26 protein-coding genes and 4 tRNA genes are annotated in these 25723 nt (G+C 61.0%); 10 read left to right on the forward strand and 20 right to left on the reverse strand.

Annotation, left to right across the window (positions count from 1 at the left end; translation table 11 throughout):
* Positions 1-111 precede the first annotated feature (111 nt).
* The 7 genes from flhC to fliD form a co-directional block, all read right to left on the reverse strand.
* On the reverse strand, positions 112-696 hold the full coding sequence (flhC, locus tag DOM57_RS05725; RefSeq protein WP_110648272.1) for a flagellar transcriptional regulator FlhC: 585 nt from the start codon (positions 694-696) through the stop codon (positions 112-114).
* A 3-nt stretch (positions 697-699) separates the two neighbouring features.
* A complete protein-coding gene (gene flhD, locus DOM57_RS05730) occupies positions 700-1032 on the reverse strand; it encodes a flagellar transcriptional regulator FlhD (RefSeq protein WP_110648273.1) in 333 nt (110 codons plus the stop codon).
* A gap of 336 nt (positions 1033-1368) precedes the next feature.
* On the reverse strand, positions 1369-1650 hold the full coding sequence (locus tag DOM57_RS05735; RefSeq protein WP_110648274.1) for an EscU/YscU/HrcU family type III secretion system export apparatus switch protein: 282 nt from the start codon (positions 1648-1650) through the stop codon (positions 1369-1371).
* Positions 1643-2869: a flagellar hook-length control protein FliK gene (gene fliK, locus DOM57_RS05740; RefSeq protein WP_110648275.1), complete on the reverse strand. Its 1227-nt coding sequence runs from the start codon at positions 2867-2869 to the stop codon at positions 1643-1645. Before fliK ends, DOM57_RS05735 begins: the two co-directional genes overlap by 8 nt.
* Positions 2866-3246, reverse strand: coding sequence for a flagellar protein FliT (locus DOM57_RS05745; protein WP_110648276.1), 381 nt, complete (start codon positions 3244-3246; stop codon positions 2866-2868). Before DOM57_RS05745 ends, fliK begins: the two co-directional genes overlap by 4 nt.
* A gap of 5 nt (positions 3247-3251) precedes the next feature.
* Positions 3252-3662 (reverse strand): flagellar export chaperone FliS, encoded by a 411-nt coding sequence (gene fliS, locus DOM57_RS05750; RefSeq protein WP_110648390.1) that lies wholly within the window; start codon positions 3660-3662, stop codon positions 3252-3254.
* A gap of 18 nt (positions 3663-3680) precedes the next feature.
* A complete protein-coding gene (gene fliD, locus DOM57_RS05755) occupies positions 3681-5015 on the reverse strand; it encodes a flagellar filament capping protein FliD (protein WP_110648277.1) in 1335 nt (444 codons plus the stop codon).
* Between the two features lie 381 nt (positions 5016-5396).
* Here fliD and DOM57_RS05760 point away from each other — a divergent pair, with 381 nt between their 5' ends.
* The 7 genes from DOM57_RS05760 to DOM57_RS05790 all read left to right on the forward strand — a co-directional run bounded on the left by DOM57_RS05760 (position 5397) and on the right by DOM57_RS05790 (position 10184).
* Positions 5397-5897: a hypothetical protein gene (locus DOM57_RS05760; protein ID WP_110648278.1), complete on the forward strand. Its 501-nt coding sequence runs from the start codon at positions 5397-5399 to the stop codon at positions 5895-5897.
* Positions 5898-5970: 73 nt separating this feature from the next.
* Positions 5971-6594: a CBS domain-containing protein gene (locus DOM57_RS05765; RefSeq protein ID WP_110648279.1), complete on the forward strand. Its 624-nt coding sequence runs from the start codon at positions 5971-5973 to the stop codon at positions 6592-6594.
* Positions 6584-7654: an asparaginase gene (locus DOM57_RS05770; RefSeq protein ID WP_110648280.1), complete on the forward strand. Its 1071-nt coding sequence runs from the start codon at positions 6584-6586 to the stop codon at positions 7652-7654. The genes DOM57_RS05765 and DOM57_RS05770 overlap by 11 nt, the downstream gene beginning before the upstream one ends.
* Positions 7655-7663: 9 nt before the next feature.
* The gene (gene queC, locus DOM57_RS05775; protein WP_110648281.1) at positions 7664-8350 is read left to right on the forward strand and encodes a 7-cyano-7-deazaguanine synthase QueC; all 687 of its coding nucleotides are present in this window, start codon (positions 7664-7666) and stop codon (positions 8348-8350) included.
* Between the two features lie 27 nt (positions 8351-8377).
* Positions 8378-9037, forward strand: a complete 660-nt coding sequence (queE, locus tag DOM57_RS05780; RefSeq protein ID WP_110648282.1) for a 7-carboxy-7-deazaguanine synthase — start codon at positions 8378-8380, stop codon at positions 9035-9037.
* Positions 9037-9891: a 6-carboxytetrahydropterin synthase gene (locus DOM57_RS05785; RefSeq protein ID WP_110648283.1), complete on the forward strand. Its 855-nt coding sequence runs from the start codon at positions 9037-9039 to the stop codon at positions 9889-9891. Before queE ends, DOM57_RS05785 begins: the two co-directional genes overlap by 1 nt.
* A gap of 41 nt (positions 9892-9932) precedes the next feature.
* On the forward strand, positions 9933-10184 hold the full coding sequence (locus tag DOM57_RS05790; protein ID WP_110648284.1) for a YkgJ family cysteine cluster protein: 252 nt from the start codon (positions 9933-9935) through the stop codon (positions 10182-10184).
* 31 nt (positions 10185-10215) lie between these two features.
* On the opposite strand, the gene DOM57_RS05795 is transcribed toward DOM57_RS05790, so the two are convergent.
* Together DOM57_RS05795 and DOM57_RS05800 are read right to left on the reverse strand one after the other, a co-directional pair.
* Positions 10216-11223 (reverse strand): NADP-dependent oxidoreductase, encoded by a 1008-nt coding sequence (locus DOM57_RS05795; RefSeq protein WP_110648285.1) that lies wholly within the window; start codon positions 11221-11223, stop codon positions 10216-10218.
* A 98-nt stretch (positions 11224-11321) separates the two neighbouring features.
* Positions 11322-13148 carry a SurA N-terminal domain-containing protein gene (locus DOM57_RS05800; protein WP_110648286.1) on the reverse strand — a complete coding sequence of 609 codons (1827 nt, stop codon included), beginning with the start codon at positions 13146-13148 and terminating at the stop codon, positions 11322-11324.
* Between DOM57_RS05800 and DOM57_RS05805 the strand changes: the two genes are divergently transcribed.
* The gene (locus tag DOM57_RS05805; protein WP_110648287.1) at positions 13147-13386 is read left to right on the forward strand and encodes a hypothetical protein; all 240 of its coding nucleotides are present in this window, start codon (positions 13147-13149) and stop codon (positions 13384-13386) included. The genes DOM57_RS05800 and DOM57_RS05805 overlap by 2 nt on opposite strands.
* Here DOM57_RS05805 and hupB read toward each other — a convergent pair.
* The 9 genes from hupB to DOM57_RS05850 all read right to left on the reverse strand — a co-directional run bounded on the left by hupB (position 13383) and on the right by DOM57_RS05850 (position 20500).
* Positions 13383-13655, reverse strand: coding sequence for a nucleoid-associated protein HU-beta (gene hupB / locus DOM57_RS05810; protein ID WP_110648288.1), 273 nt, complete (start codon positions 13653-13655; stop codon positions 13383-13385). The genes DOM57_RS05805 and hupB overlap by 4 nt on opposite strands.
* A 177-nt stretch (positions 13656-13832) precedes the next feature.
* On the reverse strand, positions 13833-16235 hold the full coding sequence (gene lon, locus DOM57_RS05815) for an endopeptidase La (protein WP_110648289.1): 2403 nt from the start codon (positions 16233-16235) through the stop codon (positions 13833-13835).
* A gap of 175 nt (positions 16236-16410) precedes the next feature.
* Positions 16411-17691, reverse strand: a complete 1281-nt coding sequence (gene clpX, locus DOM57_RS05820; protein WP_110648290.1) for an ATP-dependent Clp protease ATP-binding subunit ClpX — start codon at positions 17689-17691, stop codon at positions 16411-16413.
* A 63-nt stretch (positions 17692-17754) separates the two neighbouring features.
* On the reverse strand, positions 17755-18375 hold the full coding sequence (gene clpP / locus DOM57_RS05825) for an ATP-dependent Clp endopeptidase proteolytic subunit ClpP (protein ID WP_110648291.1): 621 nt from the start codon (positions 18373-18375) through the stop codon (positions 17755-17757).
* Between the two features lie 85 nt (positions 18376-18460).
* On the reverse strand, positions 18461-19822 hold the full coding sequence (gene tig, locus DOM57_RS05830; RefSeq protein WP_110648292.1) for a trigger factor: 1362 nt from the start codon (positions 19820-19822) through the stop codon (positions 18461-18463).
* 257 nt (positions 19823-20079) lie between these two features.
* Positions 20080-20154, reverse strand: a tRNA-His gene (locus DOM57_RS05835).
* A 21-nt stretch (positions 20155-20175) separates the two neighbouring features.
* Positions 20176-20250: transfer RNA gene (locus DOM57_RS05840), tRNA-His, on the reverse strand.
* A 53-nt stretch (positions 20251-20303) separates the two neighbouring features.
* Positions 20304-20380: transfer RNA gene (locus DOM57_RS05845), tRNA-Arg, on the reverse strand.
* A 43-nt stretch (positions 20381-20423) separates the two neighbouring features.
* Positions 20424-20500 (reverse strand) — tRNA-Pro (locus tag DOM57_RS05850).
* 246 nt (positions 20501-20746) lie between these two features.
* On the opposite strand from DOM57_RS05850, the gene folD reads away from it, so the two are divergent.
* Together folD and mtnN are read left to right on the forward strand one after the other, a co-directional pair.
* Positions 20747-21607, forward strand: a complete 861-nt coding sequence (folD, locus tag DOM57_RS05855; protein WP_162619456.1) for a bifunctional methylenetetrahydrofolate dehydrogenase/methenyltetrahydrofolate cyclohydrolase FolD — start codon at positions 20747-20749, stop codon at positions 21605-21607.
* A 42-nt stretch (positions 21608-21649) separates the two neighbouring features.
* Positions 21650-22354 (forward strand): 5'-methylthioadenosine/S-adenosylhomocysteine nucleosidase, encoded by a 705-nt coding sequence (mtnN, locus tag DOM57_RS05860; RefSeq protein WP_110648294.1) that lies wholly within the window; start codon positions 21650-21652, stop codon positions 22352-22354.
* Between the two features lie 84 nt (positions 22355-22438).
* Here mtnN and cysS read toward each other — a convergent pair whose 3' ends face one another.
* Positions 22439-23827 carry a cysteine--tRNA ligase gene (cysS, locus tag DOM57_RS05865; RefSeq protein ID WP_110648391.1) on the reverse strand — a complete coding sequence of 463 codons (1389 nt, stop codon included), beginning with the start codon at positions 23825-23827 and terminating at the stop codon, positions 22439-22441.
* A gap of 19 nt (positions 23828-23846) precedes the next feature.
* Positions 23847-25577, reverse strand: coding sequence for a glutamine--tRNA ligase/YqeY domain fusion protein (locus DOM57_RS05870; protein WP_110648295.1), 1731 nt, complete (start codon positions 25575-25577; stop codon positions 23847-23849).
* Positions 25578-25723: the final 146 nt, after the last annotated feature.

The following is a 25723-nucleotide window of genomic DNA, read 5'->3' on the forward strand; positions in this document are numbered from 1 at the left end:
CGGAAGAGATTCGAGGGACTGTTGCCGTTTTGGCGCAGCCGGGCACGAAACGGCAACAGCCCCTAACGCAAAGCGGGCCGCTCGGGCCCGCTGATCGATGCATTGAAATGCTTAATTGGCCATACGTCGAAGCGGCCCCTGCTCGACGTGCTCGACCTGTGCCTCGCGTATTGCGGCCTTGGCCTTGCGCGTCTTGCCTGCCCGCGAAGGCGGCTGACAGATGCCACAGACATAGTCATGCGCGGGGCTATGGGCGTGGGCCACGAAATCACCACCACAACTATGGCAGCGTGAAAGCTGTAGCAGGTCGCTCTCGAAGAAACGAACCAATGTCCAGGCGCGCGTGAGCCCCAAGGTCGGCTCCGCATCGTCGAGACCGACCTGCTCGAGATAAAGGCGATAAGCCTTGACGAAAGCCGTCATCCGCTCGCATCCCAACTCTCCGCTGAAACGGCGATAGATATTGTAGAAAAGCGAAGAATGGATGTTGGGAAGCCAGGTCACGAACCAGTCGGCCGAAAACGGCAACATGCCCTTGGGCGGGGACATGCCTTTGACTTCTTTATAGAGCTTGATCAACCTCCCCCGGCTCAGTGCGGTTTCGGTTTCGAGCACCTGCAGGCGCGCGCCCAGCTCGATCAGCTCGATGGCGAGCTGTACCTGCAACATCTCCCCAACCAGACTCTTGTCAGCCATGACTCATTCTCCCTGCGCCGAATTCGCGGAAACCCGGTTGGCGCCGGCCATCAGTAGCGCTGCATGGGTTTGGCTGAGGCTTTGGGCGCGCGGGTTATGGATCAACAGCTTCAGCTGATTGGCATCGCTGAAACGCAAGTGGCAGAGCAACTGGTTGGTACGTGACAGCTGTGTCAGCTGCTTGATCGACAGCTCGGCAATGGTGTCTGCCATCTCCGCGTCCAGATTGAGCCGAAACATTGCCGACTCGCGATCGTTGTTCAACAGACGCTGGACCAGCAACAGATAAGAGAGATTCAAATCCTGGATGTCGTCGAGAAGACTGCTCGGTTGCATGTTGGGTTCCCTGCGTATGGATTTTTATTGGCATCTGTGAGCCAGATGCTCCGTCCGTTTGTAAGCGCCAGCACTTACATCAGATCTTTATGATGGACCTAGTTTGCGTCTTTTTGATGAAAAAAAGCAAGCTTTGTTACTAATTTTATCTAATGGTAATCCATGCGCCGTCGCCGCCCTTCCGTCAGGAAACAGCAAGTCTTTGAAAACAAAAATACAAGGCGGGAAGTTACTGCGACGGACTGACAAAGGGAACGAGCCCTGTCGACTGGCTATTTGTGTCGAAAGGTGTACCGAGGGCGCATGATCGTTGAAAACACCCTTTACATTTAAACGCTATTTCGTATCTGCATTGTTATCGATCTGCCCAATCCAGACCAGCAACTCGGCGATGACCTGATAGAGCGACTCGGGAATGCGCTGGTCCAGATCGACCTGCATCAGCAGGGCTACCAGCTCGGGGGCGTCATGGACGAAGATCCCGGCCTCATTGGCCGCCTCTATGATCCGCTCGGCAATATCTCCGTATCCTTTCGCCACGACGTGGGGCGCGCCGGATTGCTCGCCGTTGTAAGCCAGGGCCACGGCACGGCGCCGAGCGTCCTTCGGCTCATCCATGGCTGCCGCCCCTCTCGCCCAAACTGACGTCGACAGCGACCCCGCCTTGCTTGAAACGCTCTTGCAGACTTGCCAGGCCCGCAGCGACTGGATCCCGGGAGGCCTCCTGATGGGGCTCGATAGCGATTCGCCACGCCTCGCCTCCGGCAGTCTCCAGCGTCATCGTGATTTCACCCAACCTGGGCAGTGTCATATGAAGTTCGGCACGCCAGCGCCCGTGAGGGATTGGTTCGCCCCCTTCCCTGCGAGCGCTTTCCTCGTCGACGCGCTCGTCAGTTGACTCGGTGAGCACGAGCGTCAACGTCACGCCCGGCCATAGCTGCCCTTCCCATCGCACGCTGGGCGACACGATAAGTTCCAACTGCTGACGAACCAGCGCCTGCAATGATTCAGGTGCGTGTTGCGACAACTGGTGTGTCCGCGTTCCGGCAGGAGCTGCCTCTCCCCCGTCATTCATTGCGGATTCCGACGACAGCAACGAGTCGATACGCTCAGTCAGCCACGGACTCGACGGACGCAAGGTTGCCGGCGGCGCCTGTCCCTGCAACGCCGACGGCGTCAATGGCTCGACGATTCGTGGCGCAGTGCCTGGTTGCTGTCCGTCAGCATCGCCCTTGGCCACCTGATCACCCGAGCGTAAGAACGGTGACCATGCATGAAGGCTGGGAGACAACGACGAAACGGTCGGGGCCAGGGGCTGGAAGCTCAGCGCCAGCCAGGCCTGGGGCTCGCGCCAGAGAGCGGCGCGAGGATAGCTGCCCGCAACCCAGCGCATGAGATGGGATTCGTAGAAAGCACCGCTTTCGGCAATACTTCGAGATAGTGCGTTGGCCACGCTTTCAGCGCTGGCCGGAGTGGCCCGCAGCAACGGCGCGGAAGGCTTGATCGTGGATTCGGTCTGCGGCGGAAACTTCGATAGGACCTCGGCGATTTCCGTGGCCGCACGACTCAAATGCGTCTGGGTCGAGGGCTGCCCTACCTGGACCGAGGCTGTCGTTACGACAGCCCTGGCATTGGCACGAAGCGGCTCGGATGAGGCTTCGCCCAGGCGGCCCTGGCTTTGCTGGTGCAGTCGCGAGTCACTGCGTGCCGGCTGTATGGCATCCGAAGATGCGCTCGGAGCGACAGGGGCCGGCTGATCCTTGGTGACGGGTGTATCGACCCGCCTGCCCAGTACCTGGTGCAGCAGGGTATCGAGAATCGGCGTAATGCCACTCACGATCGTCCATCTGTCGGAACAGAACGAAGCCTGGACGCAATGCTTCCGTGACCCCCTTGATAGGCTTGCCCCAAGGCGTGCTGACGGCGTGACGAGCCAATCAGAAGACTCAGCTCATCTCGTCGCGCGTCGAGAAGCCGGCGTGTTTCGGCGTCCTGTTCGAGGATCTGCTCGAGCAGAGCCAGTTTGTCATGACGCTCCGCCTCGCTGGGATCGAGCCGACCGTCGAGCAAGCGCGCCTGATCGAGCTCGACCACGTAACGGGCCTCGCATTGGATGAGAGCCTCCCACTCCTGCCGACGGGCATGCGACAGCATCAGACTCGATACGTCCAGCAATTGGCGGTAATGCTCGGTGATCGACAAGGCTTGTGCCATGGTACTCAGACTCCCTCGGCCAGACTGACCGGATCGCGCCGTAATTCCCGCCAGCCCGAACCGATGGTCTCCAATATCGAGGCGGCCTCATCGAGCTGGGTAACATCATCGCGCAGGTTGGCCTGCAGCAGCAGACGGCCGACGTAGTCGTACAAACGACCGAGGTTGTCGGCGACCTCTCCGCCACGCTCGTGATCGAGCGCCGCCGCCAAACCATTGTTGACGATGTCGATCGCCTTGGAAATGGCGATACCCTTGGCGGCACGGTTACCATCCTGCATATGCAGTCGTGCGCTGTTGATGGCAGCCTGGGCGCCATCAAAGAGCATGACGATCAACTGATGCGGGTCGGCCGACATGACCGCGGACTCAACACCGACTCTTGCATACGCGCCGGCACCGCGCCTGGTATTCATCATTTTCTCATCGCTCTATCACTGATTGAGTTGCGCGTTCAGGCTCTCGAACTGCTGGGTCAGATAATCGCTGGTGGAGTTCATCTGCGAAACCAGCTGATCGAGTTGCGAAAACTGGGTACGGTAACGCTCGATCGTGGCCGTGATCGACTCCTGCGTGCGGGTGTAGCGCTCGTCGAGACGCTCGAGGGTGGCATCGATGCCGTCGGTCGCGATCTCCAGCAAGCCGCCGTCATCGAGGATCGTCCCCATGGTGTCGTCGACACTGGCGGCAAAACCACCTTCACCGTCGACACCGGCGAAGAACTGGCTCACGGCGTCGCTGTTGGACGCGATCGCTTCGTTGAGCTTGTCGTCATCGGCCTCGAGAGTGCCGTCCAGTTGTCGCTCGATGCCGAGGTCAGACAGCATATTGTAGGTGCCGTCACTCGTGCCGAAGCTTAGTGCACTTCTGAGACGCGACTCGATGCTACGCATGGTGGAATTGCCCAGCAGCGTACCTGCGGTATCCGACTCGGCATCGTAGGAGGTCAGGTTGTCGGCGGTACTCTGGAAGCTGTTATAGGCATCGACGAAAGCCTTGACCGCCTCGGTCATGGATTCCGTATCCTGCGACACGGTGAGCGTTTCCGCGCCGCTGGTCGTCGAGGTCAGGTTCAGCGTGACGCCCTGAAGCGCCTCTTCGACGGTATTCGACTGGCTGGTGATCGAGATACCATTGACCGTGAGCTGGGCGTCCTGGGCCTCGACGGTAGTCGAGAATCCAAAGGCATCCGTATCGCCAGACAGGGAAATTTCGGAATCGGTGCCGGTTTTTTCCGAGGTCAGTACCAAGCGATAGCTGTTGCCATCGTTGACGATCGAAGCGCTCGCCCCGGCATCCGCCCCATTGATGGCGTCGCGGATGTCTTCCAGCGAGTCACCTTCAGCATAATCGATGCTGACGGCATCGCCATCTCCCACGGATAAGGCCAGCGTGCCGCTGATACCCAGTTCATCGGACTTGCTGTCGAAGATCGTATTCGAGGCCTGAGACTGTGCCTGAGCCAGTTGCGTCACGTCGACCTGATACCGCCCCGCCACCGCCTCGCCGGTCGTGCTGACGGCAACGGCATCGCCAGTCATGGAACTGGTGACGGCAGTGAAAGTCTCCGGATCACTCAGCTTGCTTACGGCGTCACGCAGCGAACTCAGTGAGCTCTCCAGGGTCCCGAAGGCGGAGAGCTTGGTCTGGTAGCTTTCTTTCTGCTCTGTGATTGGCGTGAGCTTCTCGTTTTCCGCATCTTCCAACTGATCGAGCAGTCCGCTCAGATCCAGACCGGAGCCAATTCCCAAGGACGATATGGTAGCCATGTTGCCTCTCTGTTCTTGGTATCCTTTTTAACACGCCGTTCGCCGCCAAAGACGCGGAATAGGCGAACTTTCGATGATCTAATCTGGTCATCGGCCGACACCCCGGGAAACTTTAGCGTTCGCGAAATCCTATTTTCTTGGCATCGCCGACGATTGCCAATCGCAACCGCGGGTGGTCAGACAGCGACCGAATGGGCGATCATAGGCAGCCGATGAGAATGCTGACAAACTACTGCGCTCGCCCATGCGGCGTTGAAATCCGCCTCAAAATGCTCATTTACTCTCTGTAAACTGCGCTTCTTCGGCCGATTTCGCCTTGCCTGGCCATCGCTCGTGACGTTTGTCAGCATCCTCGACAATCCGTCACCCTATGGAGAAGACATGGACGCAAACTCCCTTCATGCCAACTATCGTCTGTGGCTGCGTTTTCAACGCCAGGAGCAATTGGCGCGCGAACACCAGGCAGCCCTGCGCAAGCTGGCGGAGACCGGTGCCATGGCGTCCCGTGTCACGGAAGCCTACCGCAGCATGGCGGACCGCGGCGCCAAAGAAGGCGCCAGCTATCGAACCCTGTTTCAGCGCCGGCGCGACAGCGGTGAAAACCTGGCCTGCGAAGGTTGGCTGTTCGTTCGCCGGGTACTTGCGGAAGGCGGCACGACGCGAGTTCGAGCAACGCTGTTCGAGGCCTTCACCCTCGAGGAAGGCGACATCACGCCGTCCGCCGAGAGCCCCAAAAAGATCACATTGGATATCTATGACGAATTGGTGGTCCAAAAAAGCATGACGCTCGGCTGCCGCACCGATCGCCACGACGACGAGCGCGATACGCGCTTCATCACGTTCCTGGATAGCGTTCGCGGCGACCTGCGCCAATACCTGTAATCCATGTCCGTAATCCGCGACAGAGCGCATTCACCGCTTGCGCTCCCAACCATTCGTCCCTGGAGATTGTGCGATGGCCCATACGCCTCATCCTTCCAAAGTGCATTTCACGGCCTTGCCCCTCGATAATCTGGACGGGGTCAGCGGTATCGTGCAGCCGGCGACCCAGGCGCAAACCGTTACGCTCGAAAGCTCGGCGGCACTGCTGGTGACCGACTTCAGCGTCAGCCGGCCGCACACACTACCCACCAGCAGCTCCGTTGCACAGGCGCTGGAGACGATGAAGCAGGCCGGGGTTCGCCTGTTGATGCTGATCAACCCGAACGGTGACTTCACCGGTGTCGTCAACGCCCGCGAGTTGATCGGTGGCCGGCGCATCACCCTGGCCATGCAGCAGCATCAGATCGGCCGTGACGAAGTCACGGTGGAAATGATCCAGACGCCACGCAGCGAGCTGCGCTCACTCTCCTATGCCAAGGTCTCTCATGCCAGTGTCGGTGACCTGGTCGAGACCCTCAAGTCTTCCGGCGACCAGCACGTGCTCGTTACCGAGCCGGACGGCAGCGGCGCTTCCCGTATTCGGGGCCTGATCTCGGCCTCCGATATCAGCCGCGCCCTGGGGGTCGATCTCAACCGCCCGCCGGAAGCCCGCACCTTCGCCTCGATCTGTCAGGTCATCCGTGGACATGACCTCTGAGACCACCACGAGTCGCTCCTCTCTCCCCGGTTCGATACTGATCATCTATGCCGGCGGCACGATCGGGATGCAGGAAAGCCCCCGCGGGTTGGCACCAGCCACCAGCTTCGGCCCTCGACTGGAAGCAGCGCTATCGGCGCTCCCTCCCGATCGCCTGGCACGGCTTCCCGCCTATTCGCTATGGGAGTCACCGCGACCGATCGACTCCAGTAGCGCGACGCCGGGGGATTGGTCGGCACTGGCAGGCCTGATTGCCGAGCGCTACGACGACCATGCCGGCTTCGTCGTGCTGCACGGTACCGATACCCTGGCCTGGTGTGCTTCGAGTCTCGCTTTTCAGTTGCAGGGGCTGACCAAGCCGGTCGTCGTGACCGGGGCCCAGAAGCCTCTCGGCATCATGGGCGGCGATGCGCTGGACAATCTGGAGGCAGCATTGGCATTTGCCGCCCAGCCGATGCTGCGCGAGGTTGGCCTGAGCTTCGGCGGCCGCCTGATGCGAGGTTGCCGGGCGCGGAAATGGTATACTCACGACGCAGCCGGATTCGAGAGTCCCAACTGGCCGCTACTGGGCGAAATGGTCGATCACGTTCCCGTGCTCTATTCCGCTCGGGGCTGGGTGTCTCAGGGCGCGCCGAGATTCGAACTCCTTCAGCCGCATCGACCCGCCGCGGTGCTGCGACTGGCACTCTGGCCAGGCATGCGAGCCGACCTGATCGAGCGCTGGCTCGATGACGACGACGTACGAGGGCTCGTGTTGGAGTGCTGGGGTAGCGGCAACCTGCCGGAGGATGAAGCGCTGATCGGCGTGCTGGCGGGCGCCGCGGCCGCGGGCAAGATCCTTGTCGCCGTCAGCCAATGCCCGGTCGGCGGGATCGAACCCGGCACTTATGCCAACGGCCAGGCACTCAACGAAATCGGCGTCCTGTCCGCTGACGACATGACCGTCGAAGCGGCTTGCTGCAAGCTTACACATTTGATTTCTCAAGGGTTGTCGCACGACGAGCTTAGACGTCGATTCCTGATGTCGCTGGTCGGCGAAAGAGGCGCTTTCACGCCATAGGTTGACAGCATGACTCCCACAACTGATTCCCGATCCACTCCCGCCGTGGTGATCTACTCCGGCGGCATGGATTCCTACACGGTATTGCACCGAGCCCGCCGCGAGGGCTATGCCGTTCATGCACTGTCGTTTCATTACGGCCAGCGCCATGCGCGCGAGCTCGACGTCGCTCGAGACGTCTGTCGCCAGGCGGACATTCCGCACAAGGTGGTGGACATTCGCGCCATCCATCAACTGATCGGCAATTCCGCGCTGACCGACAGCGAACGCGCCATGCCCAAGGCGGATTATGCCAAAGACAACCTGGCCGACACGGTGGTGCCCAACCGCAACATGATCCTGCTGTCGCTGGCGATCGGATACGCGGTGAACATCGCAGCCCCGGTCTGCTTCTACGGCGCCCACGGCGGCGATCATGTGCTCTATCCGGACTGCCGCCCGGCCTTCGTCGAGCGCATGAACGACGTCGCTGCCATCGCCAATTTCGAGCCGGTGAGGATCGAGGCACCCTACCTGCACAAGAGCAAGGCGGACATTCTGGTCGAAGGGCTCGAGATGGGGCTCGATTACGCCCGGACCTGGACGTGTTACCTGGGCGAGGAGCGCGCCTGTGGCGAATGCGGCAGTTGCCGCGAGCGACTCAATGCCTTCGCCGCGCTCGGGATGACCGATCCCTTGCCCTACGCCACCCCTTGATCGTTTTTCGAGGCCCGAGAACAACGCATGTATAGCGTGAAGGAAGCGTTTTATACCCTTCAGGGCGAAGGTGCCCGCACCGGTCGCGCGAGCGTGTTCTGTCGCTTCACCGGCTGCAATTTGTGGTCCGGGCGCGAACAGGACCGCGCCAGGAGCCGCTGCACGTTCTGCGATACCGATTTCATCGGTACCGATGGCCAGAACGGCGGCAAATTCACCGATGCCGAGGCACTGGCAGGCCATTTGAATTCGCTCTGGCCCGCCGATATAGCGCCGGCCCAGGGCAGCCGGCGTTATGTCGTTTTCACCGGCGGCGAACCCTTGCTGCAGCTGGACGCGCCTTTGATCGCGGCGATGCATGCGCTAGAGTTCGAAATCGCGGTCGAAACCAACGGTACATTGCCGGCGCCCGAGGGGATCGACTGGATCTGTGTCAGCCCCAAGGGCGGCAATACCCTGGCGCAGACCCATGGCGACGAGTTGAAACTGGTCTATCCGCAGGCCGATCTCGACCCCGCGAGCCTCACCGATCTCGCCTTCACCCATTTTTTCTTGCAGCCGATGGATCTCTCTCCTGGCGCCATCGCTTCCGATCGCGACCCCATGGCCGCGACCGTGGACTACTGCCTCGCGCATCCGCGTTGGCGCCTGTCGCTGCAAACCCACAAGATCGCAGGAATCGACTGATGACGCTGTTCGTGAACAACCTGACCAATATCGATGCCTCGATCTGGTCACCACGGCACGGCCTGATGGGCGCCAGCTGGCATGTCGACGTGGAACTCGACGGCGAGCTGGGAGAGGACGGCATGCTGTTCGACTTCGGCGAAGTCAAACCGTGGATCAAATCGCGCCTCGATGCCGGGCTGGACCATACGCTGCTGGTGCCGACCCAGGCTGCCGGCGTCAAGGTCGAGGAGTGCGCGGAGGGATTGCATGTCAGCGCCGAATTCCCCTATCCATTCGAGGTCCGCGCACCCCGCCAGGGCTTCACGCTACTGCCTTGGGGCGAGATCACGGCCGAACGCCTGGGCACCCAGTTGAGCCATGAACTGAGCAAGCGTCCACCCGCCCGGGTCGAGGCGATCCGGTTACGCCTGCGCGAGGAACTTCCCGACGGCGCCATCTACACCTATAGCCATGGGCTCAAGCATCACAGTGGCAACTGCCAACGTATCGCTCACGGGCATCGCTCGCATCTGCGCATCTGGCGAGCCGGTCAACGGGATACGGATCTCGAGTCGCATTGGGCGCAACAGCTGGATAACTCATACCTCGTCGACCAAGCCGATATCGTCAATGCACGTGACACGGACGAACTCATGAAGGTTCGCTATCGCGCTGCGCAAGGACAGTTTCAGCTGCGTCTACCAAGAGAGCGCTGTCATACCTTGAATTCACCGACGACCGTGGAGCATATCGCCGCCTGGCTGGCGCGGCAGATTGCCCAATCCAGCGGCGACCCCGTTCGGGTTCAGGCCTTCGAGGGCATCGATAAAGGCGCCATCGCCGAAAGCAACGGCAACACCGTTACTCTCTGAGTGAGCGTCTGCGAGACCGGCGGACAAAGGAAGAAGTCGATATGAACTGTCGCGCGGGATGCGGGGCGTGCTGCATCGCCCCTTCCATTAGCTCTCCCATCCCCGGCATGCCAGATGGCAAGCCGGCCGGGGTACGCTGCGTTCAACTGGATGACGACCACCTCTGCCGTCTTTTTGGCGACCCCCGGCGCCCCGCGGTCTGTCATCGCTTTGACTACGATGCCGACCTCTGTGGCGAGAATCGTGAACAAGCCATCGCGATCCTCAGCCATTGGGAACAAGCAACATGCTGACCCAAACGAATCGAGATAACGGTATAACCAGTCAATCGTCGAGTCGCACGAGCATCTTGCCCTGGTTTTCGCCGGTGAACAGCTTCAGGAACGCCTCCGGTGTCCGCTCCAGCCCTTCCGCCACGGTTTCCTGATAGACGATGGATTTCTGTTCGACCAGCGGCGCAACCTGGTTCAGGAATTCGAGATAGTGGTCCCAGTGTTCGTTGACGATAAACCCTTCCATCCGCGCCTTGCGGAACAGCAACTGATTGAGATTGCGCGGCCCGTCGCCGGCCTCGGTGGCGTTATAACGGTCGATCAGGCCGCAGATGGCTATCCGCGCGTGGTCACGAAGATTGGCCAGTGCCGCCTCCAGCAACGGCCCGCCGACATTTTCGTAGTAGACATCGAAGCCCTCCGGCGAGGCCTCGGCCAGTGCCTGCGAGAGTGCATCGACATCCTTGCCGCGGTAGTTCACGGCACGTACGCCCAACGACTCCAGCCATTCGCATTTGGCATCGCTGCCGGCGACCCCGACCACGTGGCAGTCGGCGGCCTTGGCGAGCTGCACCGCGAGCGAGCCGACGGCACCGGAAGCGGCACTCACCAGAACCCGGTCCCCGCGCTGCATGGCCGCGATGCGGTTCAGTCCGGTCCAGGCCGTCATCCCTGGCATGCCCAACACGCCCAGGTAGGCCTGCTCGGGCACGTCGTAGACCGGTAACGGCTCTACCTCGTTGCCGGACAATTGCGCGACGTCCCGCCAACCGGCCATGTGCCTGACACGATCGCCTTGCTGGAAATGCGGGTGGCGCGAGGCGATGATCTCGCCGACCGCACCGCCGGCCATCGGCTGGTTCAAGGCATACGGTTCGACATAAGTCGTCACGCCACTCATCCGCCCGCGCATATAGGGATCGACGGACAGCCAGCGATTGCGGACCCGCACTTCGTTGGGCTGGAGGTCGGGAAGTTCGGCCTGTTCGAGCGAGAAATGTTCGGCACGCGGTACCCCGTGCGGGATCTCGGTCAAGACGAAATAACGGGTGGCATGCATGACAAAACCCTCCTGGCTTTACGTTCAATCTGACGTTCAGCCTAGGAGGGTTTGAGAGGTTGGAGCAAGGCGAGTGGCGAAACCGCTCGCCGGTGGCCTCAATGGCGCTCGATATCGGCCTCGTCCTGCAACGTGTTGACGAGCCCTTGAATGGCGTTTTGCGCCCTTAGCCGCTGCGCCAGGCGGGTCACGAAGTCGGCGTTCTCTTCATCGGCGCTACCGGCCTCGACGGATTCCAGCCCGATGAGGGCAATGCCATTCGTCAGCTCGGCCCGCCCCCAGGAGACCTCACCGTCGTCCGGGTGCGGTAGCCGAAAGGCCTCCTGAACGATGGGTTGCGGCAGGTCATCGCCGCCATCGCGGGATACGGCGTTCGCCTGTTGCCAGTCAAGCCCATCGACGGTTTCCCCTTGACGCAATTGGTCCAACAGCTGATCCGCGCGCTCCGCGAGCCGCTGCTGAGTCATCTGCGCCTTGACTGCCGTGATGACGCGGTCGCGCACTTCCTCTAGCGGCAGCGTGCTGGCATCTCGATGATCGACCACACGGAGAACGACGCGTTGCTGGTCGTCGGTTTCGATCACGTCGCTGTTGTAGCCATCCTCGAGCACCTCGGGAGAGAACGCGGCGGCGACCACGTCCGGGCTGGACAGCACGCCTTCGCCACCGGCTTCCTGCGCGAACCAGTCGCTGCTCTGCAGCGTGAGCCCCATATCCTTGGCGACACTCGCCAAGTCATCGGCTTCATAGGCGTCGTTGGTGAGCTGCTGAACTTTGTCGTCGAATGCCGACTGGGACCGCGCCAGCTTGACCTGCTGCGTGAGCGCGTCACGATCATCCTCGAACGAGGGAATATCGATGTGGGTCACTTTGATCAAGTGCAGACCGTATTCGGTCTGAACGATCTGCGAGACCTGTCCTGGATCGAGCGAGAAAGCCGCGTTGTCGAAGGCATCGCCAAAGAAGCCTTTCTGGATCACACCCAGATCGCCCCCCTTGTCGGCCGACGAATCGTCATCGGAGTACTCGCTGGCCAGCTTGGCAAAATCTTCGCCCTGTTGCAGCTTGGCCTGGACTTCGGCAAGCCGGTCACGCGCCTGCTGCTCGGTACGCTCGTCACCGAAGGTCACCAGGATATGCGATACCTGGCGTGGCGCCTCCTGACGAGCCTGCGCGTAGGCTTGGCGCAGTTCGTCCTCGGTAACCTCCACATCCTTGGCAACGTCTTCCTGATTGAGCACCAGGTAGTTCACCTTGACCTGCTCGGGGCGACGAAAATCGTCCTGGTGGGCCTCATAGTATTGCTGGAGATCCGCCTGATCCGGCTCCACCGGCTGCGACAGATCCGCCGGCGTCAACTGCGCATAGCGAAATGAGCGTTGCTGTTGCTGCAAGGCGGCCAGGCGCTGCTTTTCGGACGGCAGCACGAACGCAGAAACTGCCAGACCTTGCTGAACCTGGCGCCGCAGCGTATCGGCCCGGAGCTCGCGACGAAAAGACGCTGGCGTATACCCCGCCTGAGCCAGGCGATTGGTAAAGAGTTCGTTGGAAAAGCGTCCGTCCTGATCCTGGAATTCCGGCAACGAGACGATCAGTTGATCAAGCTGGCTATCGGAAAGATAGAGACCGCCATCGTTGGCGTATTGATCGAGCGTACGTTGGCGAATCAATTGGTCGAGCACCTGACCACGGAACTGGCGCTCCTGTTCCGGCGGCACCTGGCCGGAGCGAATGCCTCGCTGGACCTGCGTCTCGACGGCCTGCCGGCTGATCGGCTCGCCATTGACGGTCGCCGCATCGTTACTTCCGGAGTTGAAATAACTCACCAGAGACTCCGCGCCGAAAAGTGCGAAAGTCACGATGATAGCCCCCACGATGACTTTCGCCACCCACCCCTGGGAGCCTTCACGAATTCTCTGCAGCATGCTGTCCTCGCATGTCGGTTACCCATTGTTGCGTGCGCATGGTACACCGTCCGGGCCTGACGGCGCATTCGTTCACGGGGAATCGGCCTGGAGCCCTGTTTTCGGCACGACAATTGGCACGACAATAAAAAAGCGCATCGCTCTGGCGATGCGCTTACGTTTTACGGACTTCCTGACGATGCCAACCATTGTCTTTCACATCGCCGGGGTGTCGGCCCGCACGACGCGTGAAACTTAATTCACGGCGTCTTTGAGCGCCTTACCCGCTTTGAAGCTCGGCACCTTGGCAGCGCTGATGTTGATCGGCTTGCCAGTCTGCGGGTTGCGGCCAGTGCGCGCCGCGCGCTCCTTGACCGAGAAAGTCCCGAACCCAACCAGTGCCACGGAATCGCCCTTTTTGAGGCTGTCTGACACGGACTCGATCATGGCGTCGAGTGCACGCGTTGCAGCTGCCTTGGGAATATCGGCAGACGTGGCAATGGCGTCGATCAGCTCGGATTTATTCACACTTCACCCCTTGACTGTGTACAAAATTGAAGGAAATCGACACGCAATCTCTAAGCGCGGTCACGATCACAACAAGTGGGCATTTTATAGCAATGCTACGATTCTGCTGTCAATCGAGAACATGAGAAAAACCGCGTCATATCGGGCTTTACGCATGAGATTAAGGCGTCGATAAGCTTAATGAGTGCTGACATTGCTTTGCGAAGATGCAACATCATCGGCGCGCTTATCGTCTCCTTCGACACGATTCGTCAACGCCATCGACAGCACGTCATCAATCCATTTCACTGGACGAATATCCAATGCATTCTTGATATTGTCGGGCACTTCTTTAAGGTCCCGACGGTTATCTTCAGGTATAAGTACGATCTTTATACCACCGCGCCGAGCAGCCAGCAATTTCTCCTTTAGGCCACCGATCGCCATGACTTCGCCACGTAGATTGACTTCACCGGTCATGGCGACGTCACAGCGTACCGGACGCCCACTATAAGCCGAGACCATGGCCGTCACCATACCGATACCGGCGCTCGGCCCATCCTTCGGCGTCGCGCCCTCCGGCACGTGGATGTGCAGATCCTCTTTCTCGAAGCGTTCGGGGTCGATACCGAACTGTGGCGCTCGGGCACGCACGACCGTATGTGCCGCTCCGATCGACTCTTTCATGACGTCACCGAGCGAGCCGGTCTTGTTGAGACGCCCCTTGCCCGGTGTCACCACGGATTCGATGTAGAGCAATTCGCCGCCGACCGAAGTCCAGGCCAATCCCGTCACGCGTCCAACCTGGTGTTCCTGATCGGCCAGACCATAGCTGTAGCGGCGCACGCCGGCATAGTCGTCGACTTGATCGGCAGCCAGCGTCTGGCCAGCCTGGGCACCCTGCCCCTTTTCCGCTTCCAGGCGCTCACGCAAAATCTTGCGGCAGACCTTGGCGATCTGACGCTCCAGCTCACGTACGCCGGCTTCCCGGGTGTAGTAACGGATCAGCTCCAGCACGGATTCGTCGCTGAAGGAGAGTTCGCCTTCCTTGAGGCCGTTGGCCTTGAGCTGCTTGGGGATCAGATAGCGCTTGGCGATCGCCAGCTTCTCGTCTTCGGTGTACCCCGGCAGACGAATGACTTCCATACGATCGAGCAGCGGGCCAGGGATGTTCATCGAGTTGGCAGTACAGATGAACATCACGTCCGACAGATCGTAATCGAGTTCGAGATAGTGATCGTTGAACTTGTCGTTCTGCTCGGGGTCTAGCACTTCCAACAATGCGGATGCCGGATCTCCACGGTGGTCCATACCGATCTTGTCGACCTCATCGAGCAGAAACAGAGGGTTGCGGACACCGGCCTTGCTCATGCGTTGAATCAGCTTACCCGGCAACGAGCCGATATAGGTGCGCCGGTGACCGCGAATCTCGGACTCGTCACGCACACCGCCCAGCGCCAGACGCACGTAACGGCGATTGGTAGCGCGAGCAATGGACTGCCCCAGGGACGTTTTGCCAACCCCCGGTGGCCCGACCAGGCACAGCACCGGCCCCTTGAGCTTTTTGACACGCTTCTGCACCGCGAGATATTCGAGGATGCGCTCCTTTACCTCTTCGAGACCGTAGTGGTCCTCGTCGAGCACCTTGGCGGCGTGGGGCAGATCATGCTTGACCCGGGTGCGCTTTTTCCACGGCACCGAAAGTACCCAATCCAGATAGGAGCGAACCACGGTCGCCTCGGCAGAGGTCGGCGACATCATCTTGAGCTTTCCGAGCTCCTGGTTGGCCTTGTCGACGGCCTCCTGGGGCATTCCGGCTTCCTTGATGCGCTGCTCGTACTTCTCGGCCTCGTTGGGCACGTTCTCGAGCTCGCCCATCTCTTTCTGGATGGCCTTCATCTGCTCATTGAGATAGTACTCGCGCTGGGACTTCTCCATCTGATCCTTGACCCGTGAGCGGATCCGCTTCTCGACCTGCAGCAGGTCGATCTCGGATTCGATCAATGCCATCAGATGCTCGATCCGGTCGCGGACGCGATCCATTTCCAGCAACTCTTGCTTGTCGTCGATCTTCAGCGACAGGTGGGCGCAGATGGTATCGACGAGACGGCTGGGGTCCTCGATCTCCTGAAGAGACGAAAGCACCTCGCTGGGCACCTTCTTGGACAACTTGACGTACTGTTCGAACTGGTTGAGCAACACGCGCACCAGCGATTCCTGCTCGCGCTCGCTCAGCGGCTCGCTGTCACGGGGCAAAGCATTGGCGGCAATAAAGCCCTCGTCATCCTGAAGCACTTCCTGGATGTCGGCCCGAAAGCTGCCTTCGATCAGCACCTTGACCGTACCGTCCGGGAGCTTGAGCAGTTGCATGATGTCGGCCACGGTGCCGACGCCGAAAAGATCTTCCACGCCCGGGTCGTCATGCGCGGCCTCGCGCTGGGCGACCAGCAGTACGCGTTTGTCATTTTCCATCGCCGTTTCGAGGGCACGAATCGACTTCTCGCGCCCGACGAAAAGCGGAATGACCATCTGCGGATAGACCACTACGTCACGTAGCGGCAGAAGCGGAAGCTTGAGTGTCTGGTCAGAGCTCTGTGCCATTACAGCATTTCCTCGGCAAACATTCGGATGGGTGAGCCACCAGAGCGGCAATTGGAAGGTACGTGGGGGCTCAACCGAAGGGATACAAGTGTGCCCGCCCGGCGCGCGGTTGCCCCATAAAACGAAAGGGGCCCTCAGGCCCCCTCGCTAGGCACGTTCGAGCGCGCTACGACGCTCATCCGTCCTTGTTGGCCACGCGGCTCTCTTCCTGCTTGGAGTAGATCAGCAGCGGTTCGCTGTCACCCGAGATCACCGAGCCGTCGATGACCACCTTGGTCACGCCATCGAGCGACGGGACGTCATACATGGTCTCGAGCAGCACCGACTCCAGAATCGAACGCAGCCCGCGCGCGCCGGTCTTGCGCTCCATCGCCTTGTGCGCCACGGCACGCAGGGCATCCTCGCGGAAGTCCAGCTCGACCCCTTCCATCTCGAACAGACGGGCGTACTGCTTGACCAGCGAGTTCTTCGGCTCCACCAGAATCTGGACCAGCGCTTCTTCGGTCAACTCAGTCAGCGTCGCGATGACCGGCAGACGACCGACGAACTCCGGGATCAGACCGAACTTGACCAGATCTTCCGGCTCGACGTTGGCCAGCATGTCACCGACACCCTTGTCGCTCTCCTTGCTCTTGACGGTGGCATTGAAACCGATGCCACCCTTCTCGGCACGATCACGAATCACCTTGTCCAGGCCGGCAAAGGCACCACCGACGATGAAGAGAATGTTGCCGGTATCGACCTGCAGGAATTCCTGTTGCGGATGCTTGCGGCCACCCTGTGGCGGCACCGATGCAGTGGTCCCTTCGATCAGCTTCAGCAGTGCCTGCTGAACGCCTTCGCCCGACACGTCACGGGTGATGGAGGGGTTGTCCGATTTGCGCGAGATCTTGTCGATCTCATCGATATAGACAATACCGCGCTGCGCCTTCTCGACATCGTAGTCGCATTTCTGCAACAGCTTCTGGATGATGTTCTCGACGTCCTCGCCGACATAGCCGGCTTCGGTCAGCGTCGTCGCATCGGCGATGGTGAACGGTACGTTGAGCAGACGCGCCAGCGTCTCCGCCAGCAGGGTCTTGCCGCTACCGGTCGGACCGATCAGCAGGATGTTGGATTTACCCAGCTCGATGTCTTCGTTCTTGCCACCGCTGCGCAGACGCTTGTAGTGGTTGTAAACCGCTACCGACAACACCATCTTGGCGCGATCCTGACCGATGACGTAGTCGTCCAGGGTATTGCGGATCTCACGGGGTACCGGAAGTCGATCTTCGTCGCTCTCGGCATCGGCTTCCAGCACCTCTTCGCGGATGATGTCGTTGCAGAGGTCGACACACTCGTCACAGATGTAGACGGACGGACCCGCAATCAGCTTGCGAACCTCATTCTGGTTCTTGCCGCAGAACGAGCAGTACAGCAGCTTGCCGTTGTCGTCTTTGCCTTTACCGTCGGCCATTCGTGTACCTCGTCAGAACGACGGCGCAAGGCGCCGCCGTGTGAAACCTTGCCTCAAACGCTATCAGGATACCGGGCGCTTATCCAGCGTGGCATCGATCAGCCCGTACTCCACGGCCTGTTCGCCATCCATGAAGTTATCGCGGTCGGTATCCTGGGCGATCTTGTCGATATCCTGCCCGGTGTGATGCGCCAGGATGCGATTCAGCTTATGCCGGATCGTCAGGATCTCCCGGGTGTGGATCTCGATATCCGCCGCCTGGCCCTGATAGCCCCCGAGCGGCTGGTGGATCATCATCCGCGAATGCGGCAGACAGAAGCGCTTGCCCGCGGCGCCACCGGCCAACAGCAGCGCGCCCATGCTGGCGGCCTGACCGATGCATACCGTCGAAACATCCGGCTTGATGAACTGCATCGTATCGTAGATGGACATACCGGCGGTGACCGACCCACCCGGAGAATTGATATAAAGGTGGATGTCCTTGTCCGGGTTCTCCGATTCAAGGAACAGAAGCTGTGCCACGACCAGGTTGGCCATGTAGTCTTCGACCGGGCCGACCAGGAAGATGACACGCTCTTTGAGCAGACGGGAATAGATATCGTAAGCCCGCTCGCCCCGGGAGCTCTGTTCCACCACCATCGGGACCAGGCCGCCGGCATTGCTGATGTCAAACTCGTTACGCATCGCGATTTCCTTACATCGGGTGATTGTCGGGCCCATCGACCAGCAACCCGGCCTTGGCCGGGTCGCTTCGCTTACCAAGCACCTATCATGCTCTGGAATCGCTCTCATCACTCTCTTCTTCGGCTTCTTCGCCCGCTTCTTGAGACTGCTGAGCGGCCTGCAGCACTTGCTCGTAGCTCATGCTGACGTCCTTAACCTGAGCCTGCTCAAGCAGCTTGTCAACGGCCTTGTCTTCGAGCACCGCAGACTTGATCTGATTCTTGAGCTCATCGTTCTTCAGGTACTGCTCGACGACCTGCTCCGGCTGTTGATACTGGCTTGCCAATTCCTCGGCGCGGGCCCTGATCTCGTCGTCGCTCGCTTCGAGCTCGTTGTGCTTGATCACCTCGGCCAGCAGCAATCCGACCTTGACCCGTGTACGCGCCTGCTCGGCGAACAGCTCGTTGGGCAGCTGGCTGACGTCGAAGTCTTCACCGAGGCCGAACTGCTGGGCGGCCTGGCGCTTGAGACCTTCGGTCTCCTGATCGATCAGCGCCTGGGGCACGGTGATATCGTTGGCCTTCTGCAATGCGTCCAGCGCCTGCTGCTTCACACGGTTCTGGGCGGCCTGCTTGACCTCGCGCTCCATGTTGCTCTTCACTTCGGCGCGGAACTTGTCGGCATCGCCATCCTCGACGCCGAACTCCTTGATGAATTCCGCATCGAGTTCCGGCAGCGTTTTGGCAGAGACGGCATGCACCTTGACCTTGAAAGTCGCCTCCTGGCCAGCGAGATGCTCGGCCTGGTAGTCTTCCGGGAAGGTCACGCTGATGGTCTTCTCGTCACCCGCCTTGGCACCGACCAGTTGCTCTTCGAAGCCCGGGATGAAACGGTTGGAGCCCAGTTCCAGCTCGTGCCCTTCGGCGGCACCGCCTTCGAACGGCTCGTCGCCAAGGAAGCCCTGGAAATCGATCTTGACCTGATCGCCAGTCTCCGCCGCCCGCTCGACGGGCTGAAACTCGGCGCGCTGCGTGCGTAGCGTCTCGATCATGGAATCGATATCGGCTTCGGAAATTTCCGTCTGCGGGCGCTCGATCTCGGCACCGTCGATGCTCTTGAGCTCGATCTCCGGATAGACCTCGAGCGTGGCGACGAATTCCAGATCCTGGCCGTCCTTGTTGACCGTCGGCTCGATGGAGGGGTAGCCGGCCGGATTCAGGCTCTGCTCGGTGATCGCGCGCACGTAGTGCTGACGCATCAGCTCGCCCACGACTTCGTTGCGAACGTCCTTGCCAAACCGCTGACGCACGACGGCCATCGGGATCTTGCCTTGACGAAAGCCATTCAGACGAACGCGCTTGGCGGTGTCTTGCAGGCGAGCGGCAACGGCCTGATCGACCTCGGCTGCCGGCACCTGAACGGTAATGCGACGTTCGATCTGGGATGTCGTCTCAACGGAAACTTGCATAGATGATCCTCTACCGACGGGGGCGTTCTGTGATTGCAACTCGAAAACAAGGGGGCGATTTTATGAATCCCCATGTCTACTGGCAAGCAGACTTGCGGGGTAAATGGTGCTAAACGGGGCGAAATACAAGGCTAGCGCGGGAAAAATCGGGCGACGCACGCCAAGCCGCGCATCTCAAGGATGCCCATTGCCTCGGATCGACCGGAATTCGGGCATTCGGCAACGGAAGATAAGTCGGGAAAAATACGGGGAAGAAATGGGGTGGATGATGGGGATCGAACCCACGACCACCGGAGCCACAATCCGGGGCTCTACCACTGAGCTACATCCACCATTTCTGTATCGCGTCGGTTTGGGGTGGATGATGGGGATCGAACCCACGACCACCGGAGCCACAATCCGGGGCTCTACCACTGAGCTACATCCACCACTCCGACTGACATCGACCCGGATCGCCACACACGCCTGACAAAGCCAAGAGTGGCGCGCCCAGCAGGACTCGAACCTGCAACCTACGGCTTAGAAGGCCGTTGCTCTATCCGGTTGAGCTATAGGCGCATTCCAATACCGGCTGCATCCTCACCGAACATCGCGGCCGATCTGGTCGGGGTAGAGGGATTTGAACCCCCGACATCCTGCTCCCAAAGCAGGCGCGCTACCAGACTGCGCTATACCCCGTCGCGACGCGATTCGTGCCCGATGACTCCACGAGCCCCTCGATGCGCTGCGTATTCTACGGATCCTTTCTGTCGGGTCAAGCCTTTACGTGAATTCATGAGCCCGGATGAATACCCGGAAAGCGCTCCTTCAGGGCCGCCCTATTGCCCCCATCGACAACGCGCGTTGACTGCGTTCTCAGGCATGCGAAAATTGCCACCTTCGTCGGCTCCCACCGACATCCTCGTGACTCAGAAAGGAAAGTCGATGACCGCTCAGTTGATCGACGGCAAGCGCATTGCCGGCGCCATCCGCCAACAGGTCAAGAACGCGGTGGATCAGCGTATTCACCAGGGGCTGCGTCGGCCCGGACTCGCCGTCATACTCGTAGGCCATGATCCGGCTTCCGAAATCTATGTCAGCCACAAGCATCGCGCTTGTGAAAGCGCCGGCGTCCTCTCCTTCAGGCATCATCTCGACGCCGACATCTCGCAGCAGGAGCTGGAAAGCGTCATCGACCGGCTCAATGCCGATGAAGCCGTCGACGGCATTCTGTTGCAGCTGCCGCTTCCCAGGCATCTCGATGCCAATCCGCTGCTCGAACGCATTCGCCCCGACAAGGACGTCGACGGTTTCCACCCCTACAACCTGGGACGGCTGGCCCAGCGCTTGCCGCTGCTGCGCCCATGCACGCCGAAGGGCGTGATGACCCTGCTCGAGCAGAGCGGCATCGCCCTGCGCGGCCTGGAAGCCACCATCGTCGGCGCCTCCAACATCGTCGGCCGCCCGATGGCGCTGGAGTTGCTGCTGGCCGGCTGCACCACCACCATCTGCCACCGCTTCACCCGCAATCTCGAGGACAAGGTGCGCCAGGCCGACCTGCTGGTGGTCGCCGCCGGCAAGCCGGGGCTGATCGATGGCAACTGGGTCAAACCGGGGGCGGTCGTCATCGATGTCGGCATGAACCGCCGCGACGACGGCACGCTGGTCGGCGATGTCGATTTCGACACCGCCGCCGAACGCGCCGGCTGGATCACTCCGGTGCCTGGCGGCGTCGGACCGATGACCGTGGCCACGCTGCTGCAGAACACCCTGCAGGCCGCTGAACTTCACGACGCGTCAGCCTGACACATTCGCCCCAGGAACAAGCAACCAGGAACACGGATCGACATGCAGACCATCGGTATCATCGGCGCCATGGAGCAGGAAGTCGCCCTGCTGGCCTCCCGGCTCGAGAACGCGCGCGTCGAGCGCCACCCAGGTGGCACCTTTCACTGCGGCGAACGCCACGGCATCAATGTGGTACTGCTGCAATCGGGAATCGGCAAGGTCAACGCCACCGTCGGCACGACGCAACTGATGACCCACTATCGGCCGGATGCCGTGATCAACACCGGCTCTGCCGGCGGCTTCGGCAGCGATCTGGAAGTTGGCGATGTCGTCGTTTCCAGCGAGGTTCGCCATCATGACGTCGACGTCACCGCCTTCGGCTACGAGATGGGCCAGGTTCCCGGCATGCCGGCCGCCTTCGCCGCCGATCCCGCGCTGATCGAAACCGCCCGCGCCTGCATCGAGGACCTCGGAGAACTGCGGGTGTTCGAAGGCCTGATCTGCACCGGCGACAGCTTCATGGCCGATCCGGCCCGCGTCGAACTCACGCGCCAGCAGTTCCCGCAGATGCTGGCCGTGGAGATGGAAGCCGCGGCGATTGCGCAGACCTGCCACCTGTTCGACTGCCCATTCGTGGTCATTCGCGCCCTTTCGGACATCGCCGGCAAGCACTCCAGCCTATCGTTCGAGGCCTTCCTCGAGCGCGCCGCCACGCATTCGGCCGAGATGGTCGACACCATCGTGGAACGTCTCGCCAAGCGCTGAACGCCGCCGCTCAGCGAGCCAGCAACGAAGAAGCCCGCCAAAACCGGCGGGCTTCTTCGCTTCAGGGGCCGCAATCAACATGCATCACTGCTGCGATTCGAAGCTCCAGCGCGTCCCCTCGCGGGCATCCTTGAGCACGATGCCCAGCGCAGCCAACTCGTCACGAATTCGATCGGCCTCGGCGAAATCGCGATTGCGCTTGGCCTCGGCTCGCGCCGCGATTCGCGCTTCGATTTCCGCCGCTTCCATCGGCAAGTCACCGGCACCGGCTTTCAGAAATTCAGCCGGCTCCCGCTCCAGCAGCCCCAATACGCTCGCAAGGCGCTTGAGCTCCTGCCCCAACGCCCCGGCGTGCGTGGGATCGCTGTCGCGCAAACGGTTGATGTCGCGCGCCAGATCGAACAGTACCGATAGCGCTTCCGGTGTATTGAAATCGTCGTTCATCGCCGCGGAGAAACGTTCGGCGTAGACACCCTCGACGTCCCCCTCCGCCAACTCGACGCTATCGAGCGCATGATAGAAACGCTCCAGCGACTTGCGCGCCTCGACGAGCGACTCCGGCGCATAGTTGATCGGGCTGCGGTAATGACTCGCCACCAATAAATAGCGCACCACCTCGGGATCGTGCTTTTCCAGCACTTCGCGAATGGTGAAGAAATTGCCCAGCGACTTCGACATCTTCTCGTGATTGACCCGTACCGCGCCGGCATGCATCCACACATTGACGTAGGGCTTGCCGGTGGCCGCCTCGCTCTGGGCGATCTCGTTCTCGTGGTGCGGAAAGGTCAGGTCCGGGCCGCCGCCGTGGATATCGAAGGTCTCGCCCAGGCAGCAGGTCGACATCGCCGAGCACTCGATATGCCACCCGGGACGCCCTTCGCCCCAGGGCGACGGCCAACTGGCTTCGCCCGGCTTGGCCGCCTTCCACAACACGAAGTCGAGCGGGTCCTCCTTGTACTCATCGACCTCGACCCGGGCGCCGGCGCGCATGTCGTCCAGATTGCGGTTGTTGAGCTTGCCGTAGTCGGCGAAGCGGCGCACCCGGTAGTAGACGTCGCCGTTGTCGGCGGCATAGGCGTAGCCGTTGTCGATCAGCCGCTCGATCATTGCCAGGATATCGGCGATATGTGCCGTCGCCCGCGGCTCGGCGTCGGGGCGCAGCACGCCGAGCCGCGCTTCATCCTCATGCATGGCCGCGATCATGCGCTCGGTGAGCGAGGCGATCGACTCGCCGTTCTCCTCGGCTCGCTTGAGGATCTTGTCGTCGATGTCGGTGATATTGCGCACGTAGGTGACATCGAGCCCGGTCTGGCGCAGCCAGCGAGTGATCACGTCGAACGCCACCATGACGCGGGCGTGACCGAGATGACAGTAGTCGTAGACCGTCATACCGCACACATACATGCGTAGCTTGCCGGGCTCGATCGGTTTCAGTTCTTCCTTGCGTCGCGTCAGCGTATTGTAGACCTGCACCGCGCTCATTCTCGACCCCTCACCCTTGGCCCTGCTGCTTCTGCTGGATCTTGGCCCAGGAATCCTTGAGCCCCACCGTACGATTGAACACCAGCTTGCCGTCTCGACAGGCGTGACGATCGGCGCAGAAGTAGCCGACCCGCTCGAACTGGAAACGCGCCTCGGGCTCGGCGTCGGCCAGCGCAGGCTCGCCGATGCCCTGCACGGTGACCAGCGATTCGGGATTGAGGTGATCGAGGAAATCGGCGTCCTTGTCGCGGTCCGGCGCCTCCTCCAGGAACAGGTTGTCGTAAAGCCGCACCTCGACCGGCACGCCGTGCTCGGCGCTGACCCAGTGGATGACGCCCTTGACCTTGCGGCCTTCCGGATTCTTGCCCAGGGTGTCGAAATCGACGCTACAGTGCAGCGCCTCGATCTCGCCATCGGCGCCCTTGATCACGTCGTCGCAACGGATCACGTAGGCATTGCGCAGGCGCACCTCCTTGCCCGGCGCCAGGCGGAAGAATTTCTTCGGCGGCGCTTCCATGAAATCGTCGCGGTCGATCCAGATCTCGCGGGTCAACGGCAGGCGACGCGTGCCCATGTCGTCCCGCGCCGGGTGCCCCGGCACCTCGAACACCTCGGCGTGATCGGCAAGCACGTTGGTCAGCACCACCTTGAGCGGATTGAGCACGCACATGGCGCGCGGCGCGTTGTCCTCGAGATCCGAACGGATGGCGTAGTGCAGCATCGCGATGTCGACCACGTTGGCCGCGCGGCTGACCCCGGTCATGTCACAGAACTTGCGCAGCGAAGCCGGCGTATAGCCGCGCCGGCGCAGGCCGGAGATGGTCGGCATGCGCGGATCGTCCCAGCCATCGACGATGCCCTGGTCGACCAATAGCTTGAGCTTGCGCTTGGACGTCACCGTGTAGTTGACGTTCATGCGCGCGAATTCGGTCTGACGCGGCTGCGACGGTACCGGCAAATGGGCCAGGAACCACTCGTAGAGTGGCCGGTGATCCTCGAACTCCAGGGTGCACAGCGAATGGGTGATGCCCTCGATCGCGTCCGACTGGCCGTGAGCGAAGTCATACGACGGATAGATCTTCCACGTGTCGCCGGTCTGATGATGATGCGCATGGCGAATGCGGTAGAGAATCGGATCGCGCAGGTTGATGTTGGGCGAGGCCATGTCGATCCTGGCCCGCAGCACCTTGGCACCCTCGGCGAACTCACCGCGACGCATGCGTTCGAGCAGATCGAGGTTTTCGTCGACGCCACGCTCGCGATACGGACTCGGTCGGCCCGGCTCGGTCAGGGTGCCGCGATACTCCCGGATCTCCTCGGCGGAAAGATCGTCGACATAGGCTAGCCCTTCGCGGATCAGGTGCTGGGCCCAGGCGTAGAGCTGATCGAAGTAATCGGAAGCGTAGCGAACCTCGCCGCTCCACTGATAGCCCAGCCAACGAATGTCTTCCTGAATGGCATCGATATAGGCCTGCTCTTCCTTGGCCGGATTGGTATCGTCGAAGCGCAGATGGCAGCGGCCACCGAACTGCTCCGCCAGGCCGAAGTTGACCCAGATCGACTTGGCATGGCCGATATGCAGAAACCCGTTCGGCTCAGGCGGAAAGCGGGTCACGATCGTCGTGGCCTGTCCCGACTCGATCTCGTCACGGATTTGATTACGCAAGAAGTTCGGGGCTCCGTTTTGAGCCTCGACCCCGGTTTGCGTTTCGACATTGCCGACGCGGCTTTCGACGCTCATGGAATGCAGGCAACCTCTATGGTTCGAATGGGTGATGGGCGCGGATGAACTGACGGATGGCGATGCGCGATGAACGACGCCTCGACGGCAGGTTAACACGCGCCGACGGCGGTTTCTCCCGCCCGCGCAAAACCGCTATTATAGCG

Origin of the sequence: Salinicola peritrichatus, assembly GCF_003206715.1 — a bacterium.
Taxonomy (GTDB): domain Bacteria; phylum Pseudomonadota; class Gammaproteobacteria; order Pseudomonadales; family Halomonadaceae; genus Salinicola; species Salinicola peritrichatus.

Bases quoted from the DNA above. Each gene is read 5' to 3' on its own strand.
- flhC (WP_110648272.1), bottom strand. From the start codon at position 696: ATGGCTGACAAGAGTCTGGTTGGGGAGATGTTGCAGGTACAGCTCGCC.
- flhD (WP_110648273.1), bottom strand. From the start codon at position 1,032: ATGCAACCGAGCAGTCTTCTCGACGACATCCAGGATTTGAATCTCTCT.
- DOM57_RS05735 (WP_110648274.1), bottom strand. From the start codon at position 1,650: ATGGATGAGCCGAAGGACGCTCGGCGCCGTGCCGTGGCCCTGGCTTAC.
- DOM57_RS05745 (WP_110648276.1), bottom strand. From the start codon at position 3,246: ATGGCACAAGCCTTGTCGATCACCGAGCATTACCGCCAATTGCTGGAC.
- fliS (WP_110648390.1), bottom strand. From the start codon at position 3,662: ATGAATACCAGGCGCGGTGCCGGCGCGTATGCAAGAGTCGGTGTTGAG.
- fliD (WP_110648277.1), bottom strand. From the start codon at position 5,015: ATGGCTACCATATCGTCCTTGGGAATTGGCTCCGGTCTGGATCTGAGC.
- DOM57_RS05760 (WP_110648278.1), top strand. From the start codon at position 5,397: ATGGACGCAAACTCCCTTCATGCCAACTATCGTCTGTGGCTGCGTTTT.
- DOM57_RS05765 (WP_110648279.1), top strand. From the start codon at position 5,971: ATGGCCCATACGCCTCATCCTTCCAAAGTGCATTTCACGGCCTTGCCC.
- DOM57_RS05770 (WP_110648280.1), top strand. From the start codon at position 6,584: ATGACCTCTGAGACCACCACGAGTCGCTCCTCTCTCCCCGGTTCGATA.
- queC (WP_110648281.1), top strand. From the start codon at position 7,664: ATGACTCCCACAACTGATTCCCGATCCACTCCCGCCGTGGTGATCTAC.
- queE (WP_110648282.1), top strand. From the start codon at position 8,378: ATGTATAGCGTGAAGGAAGCGTTTTATACCCTTCAGGGCGAAGGTGCC.
- DOM57_RS05785 (WP_110648283.1), top strand. From the start codon at position 9,037: ATGACGCTGTTCGTGAACAACCTGACCAATATCGATGCCTCGATCTGG.
- DOM57_RS05790 (WP_110648284.1), top strand. From the start codon at position 9,933: ATGAACTGTCGCGCGGGATGCGGGGCGTGCTGCATCGCCCCTTCCATT.
- DOM57_RS05795 (WP_110648285.1), bottom strand. From the start codon at position 11,223: ATGCATGCCACCCGTTATTTCGTCTTGACCGAGATCCCGCACGGGGTA.
- DOM57_RS05805 (WP_110648287.1), top strand. From the start codon at position 13,147: ATGCTGTCCTCGCATGTCGGTTACCCATTGTTGCGTGCGCATGGTACA.
- DOM57_RS05800 (WP_110648286.1), bottom strand. From the start codon at position 13,148: ATGCTGCAGAGAATTCGTGAAGGCTCCCAGGGGTGGGTGGCGAAAGTC.
- lon (WP_110648289.1), bottom strand. From the start codon at position 16,235: ATGGCACAGAGCTCTGACCAGACACTCAAGCTTCCGCTTCTGCCGCTA.
- clpX (WP_110648290.1), bottom strand. From the start codon at position 17,691: ATGGCCGACGGTAAAGGCAAAGACGACAACGGCAAGCTGCTGTACTGC.
- clpP (WP_110648291.1), bottom strand. From the start codon at position 18,375: ATGCGTAACGAGTTTGACATCAGCAATGCCGGCGGCCTGGTCCCGATG.
- tig (WP_110648292.1), bottom strand. From the start codon at position 19,822: ATGCAAGTTTCCGTTGAGACGACATCCCAGATCGAACGTCGCATTACC.
- folD (WP_162619456.1), top strand. From the start codon at position 20,747: ATGACCGCTCAGTTGATCGACGGCAAGCGCATTGCCGGCGCCATCCGC.
- mtnN (WP_110648294.1), top strand. From the start codon at position 21,650: ATGCAGACCATCGGTATCATCGGCGCCATGGAGCAGGAAGTCGCCCTG.
- DOM57_RS05870 (WP_110648295.1), bottom strand. From the start codon at position 25,577: ATGAGCGTCGAAAGCCGCGTCGGCAATGTCGAAACGCAAACCGGGGTC.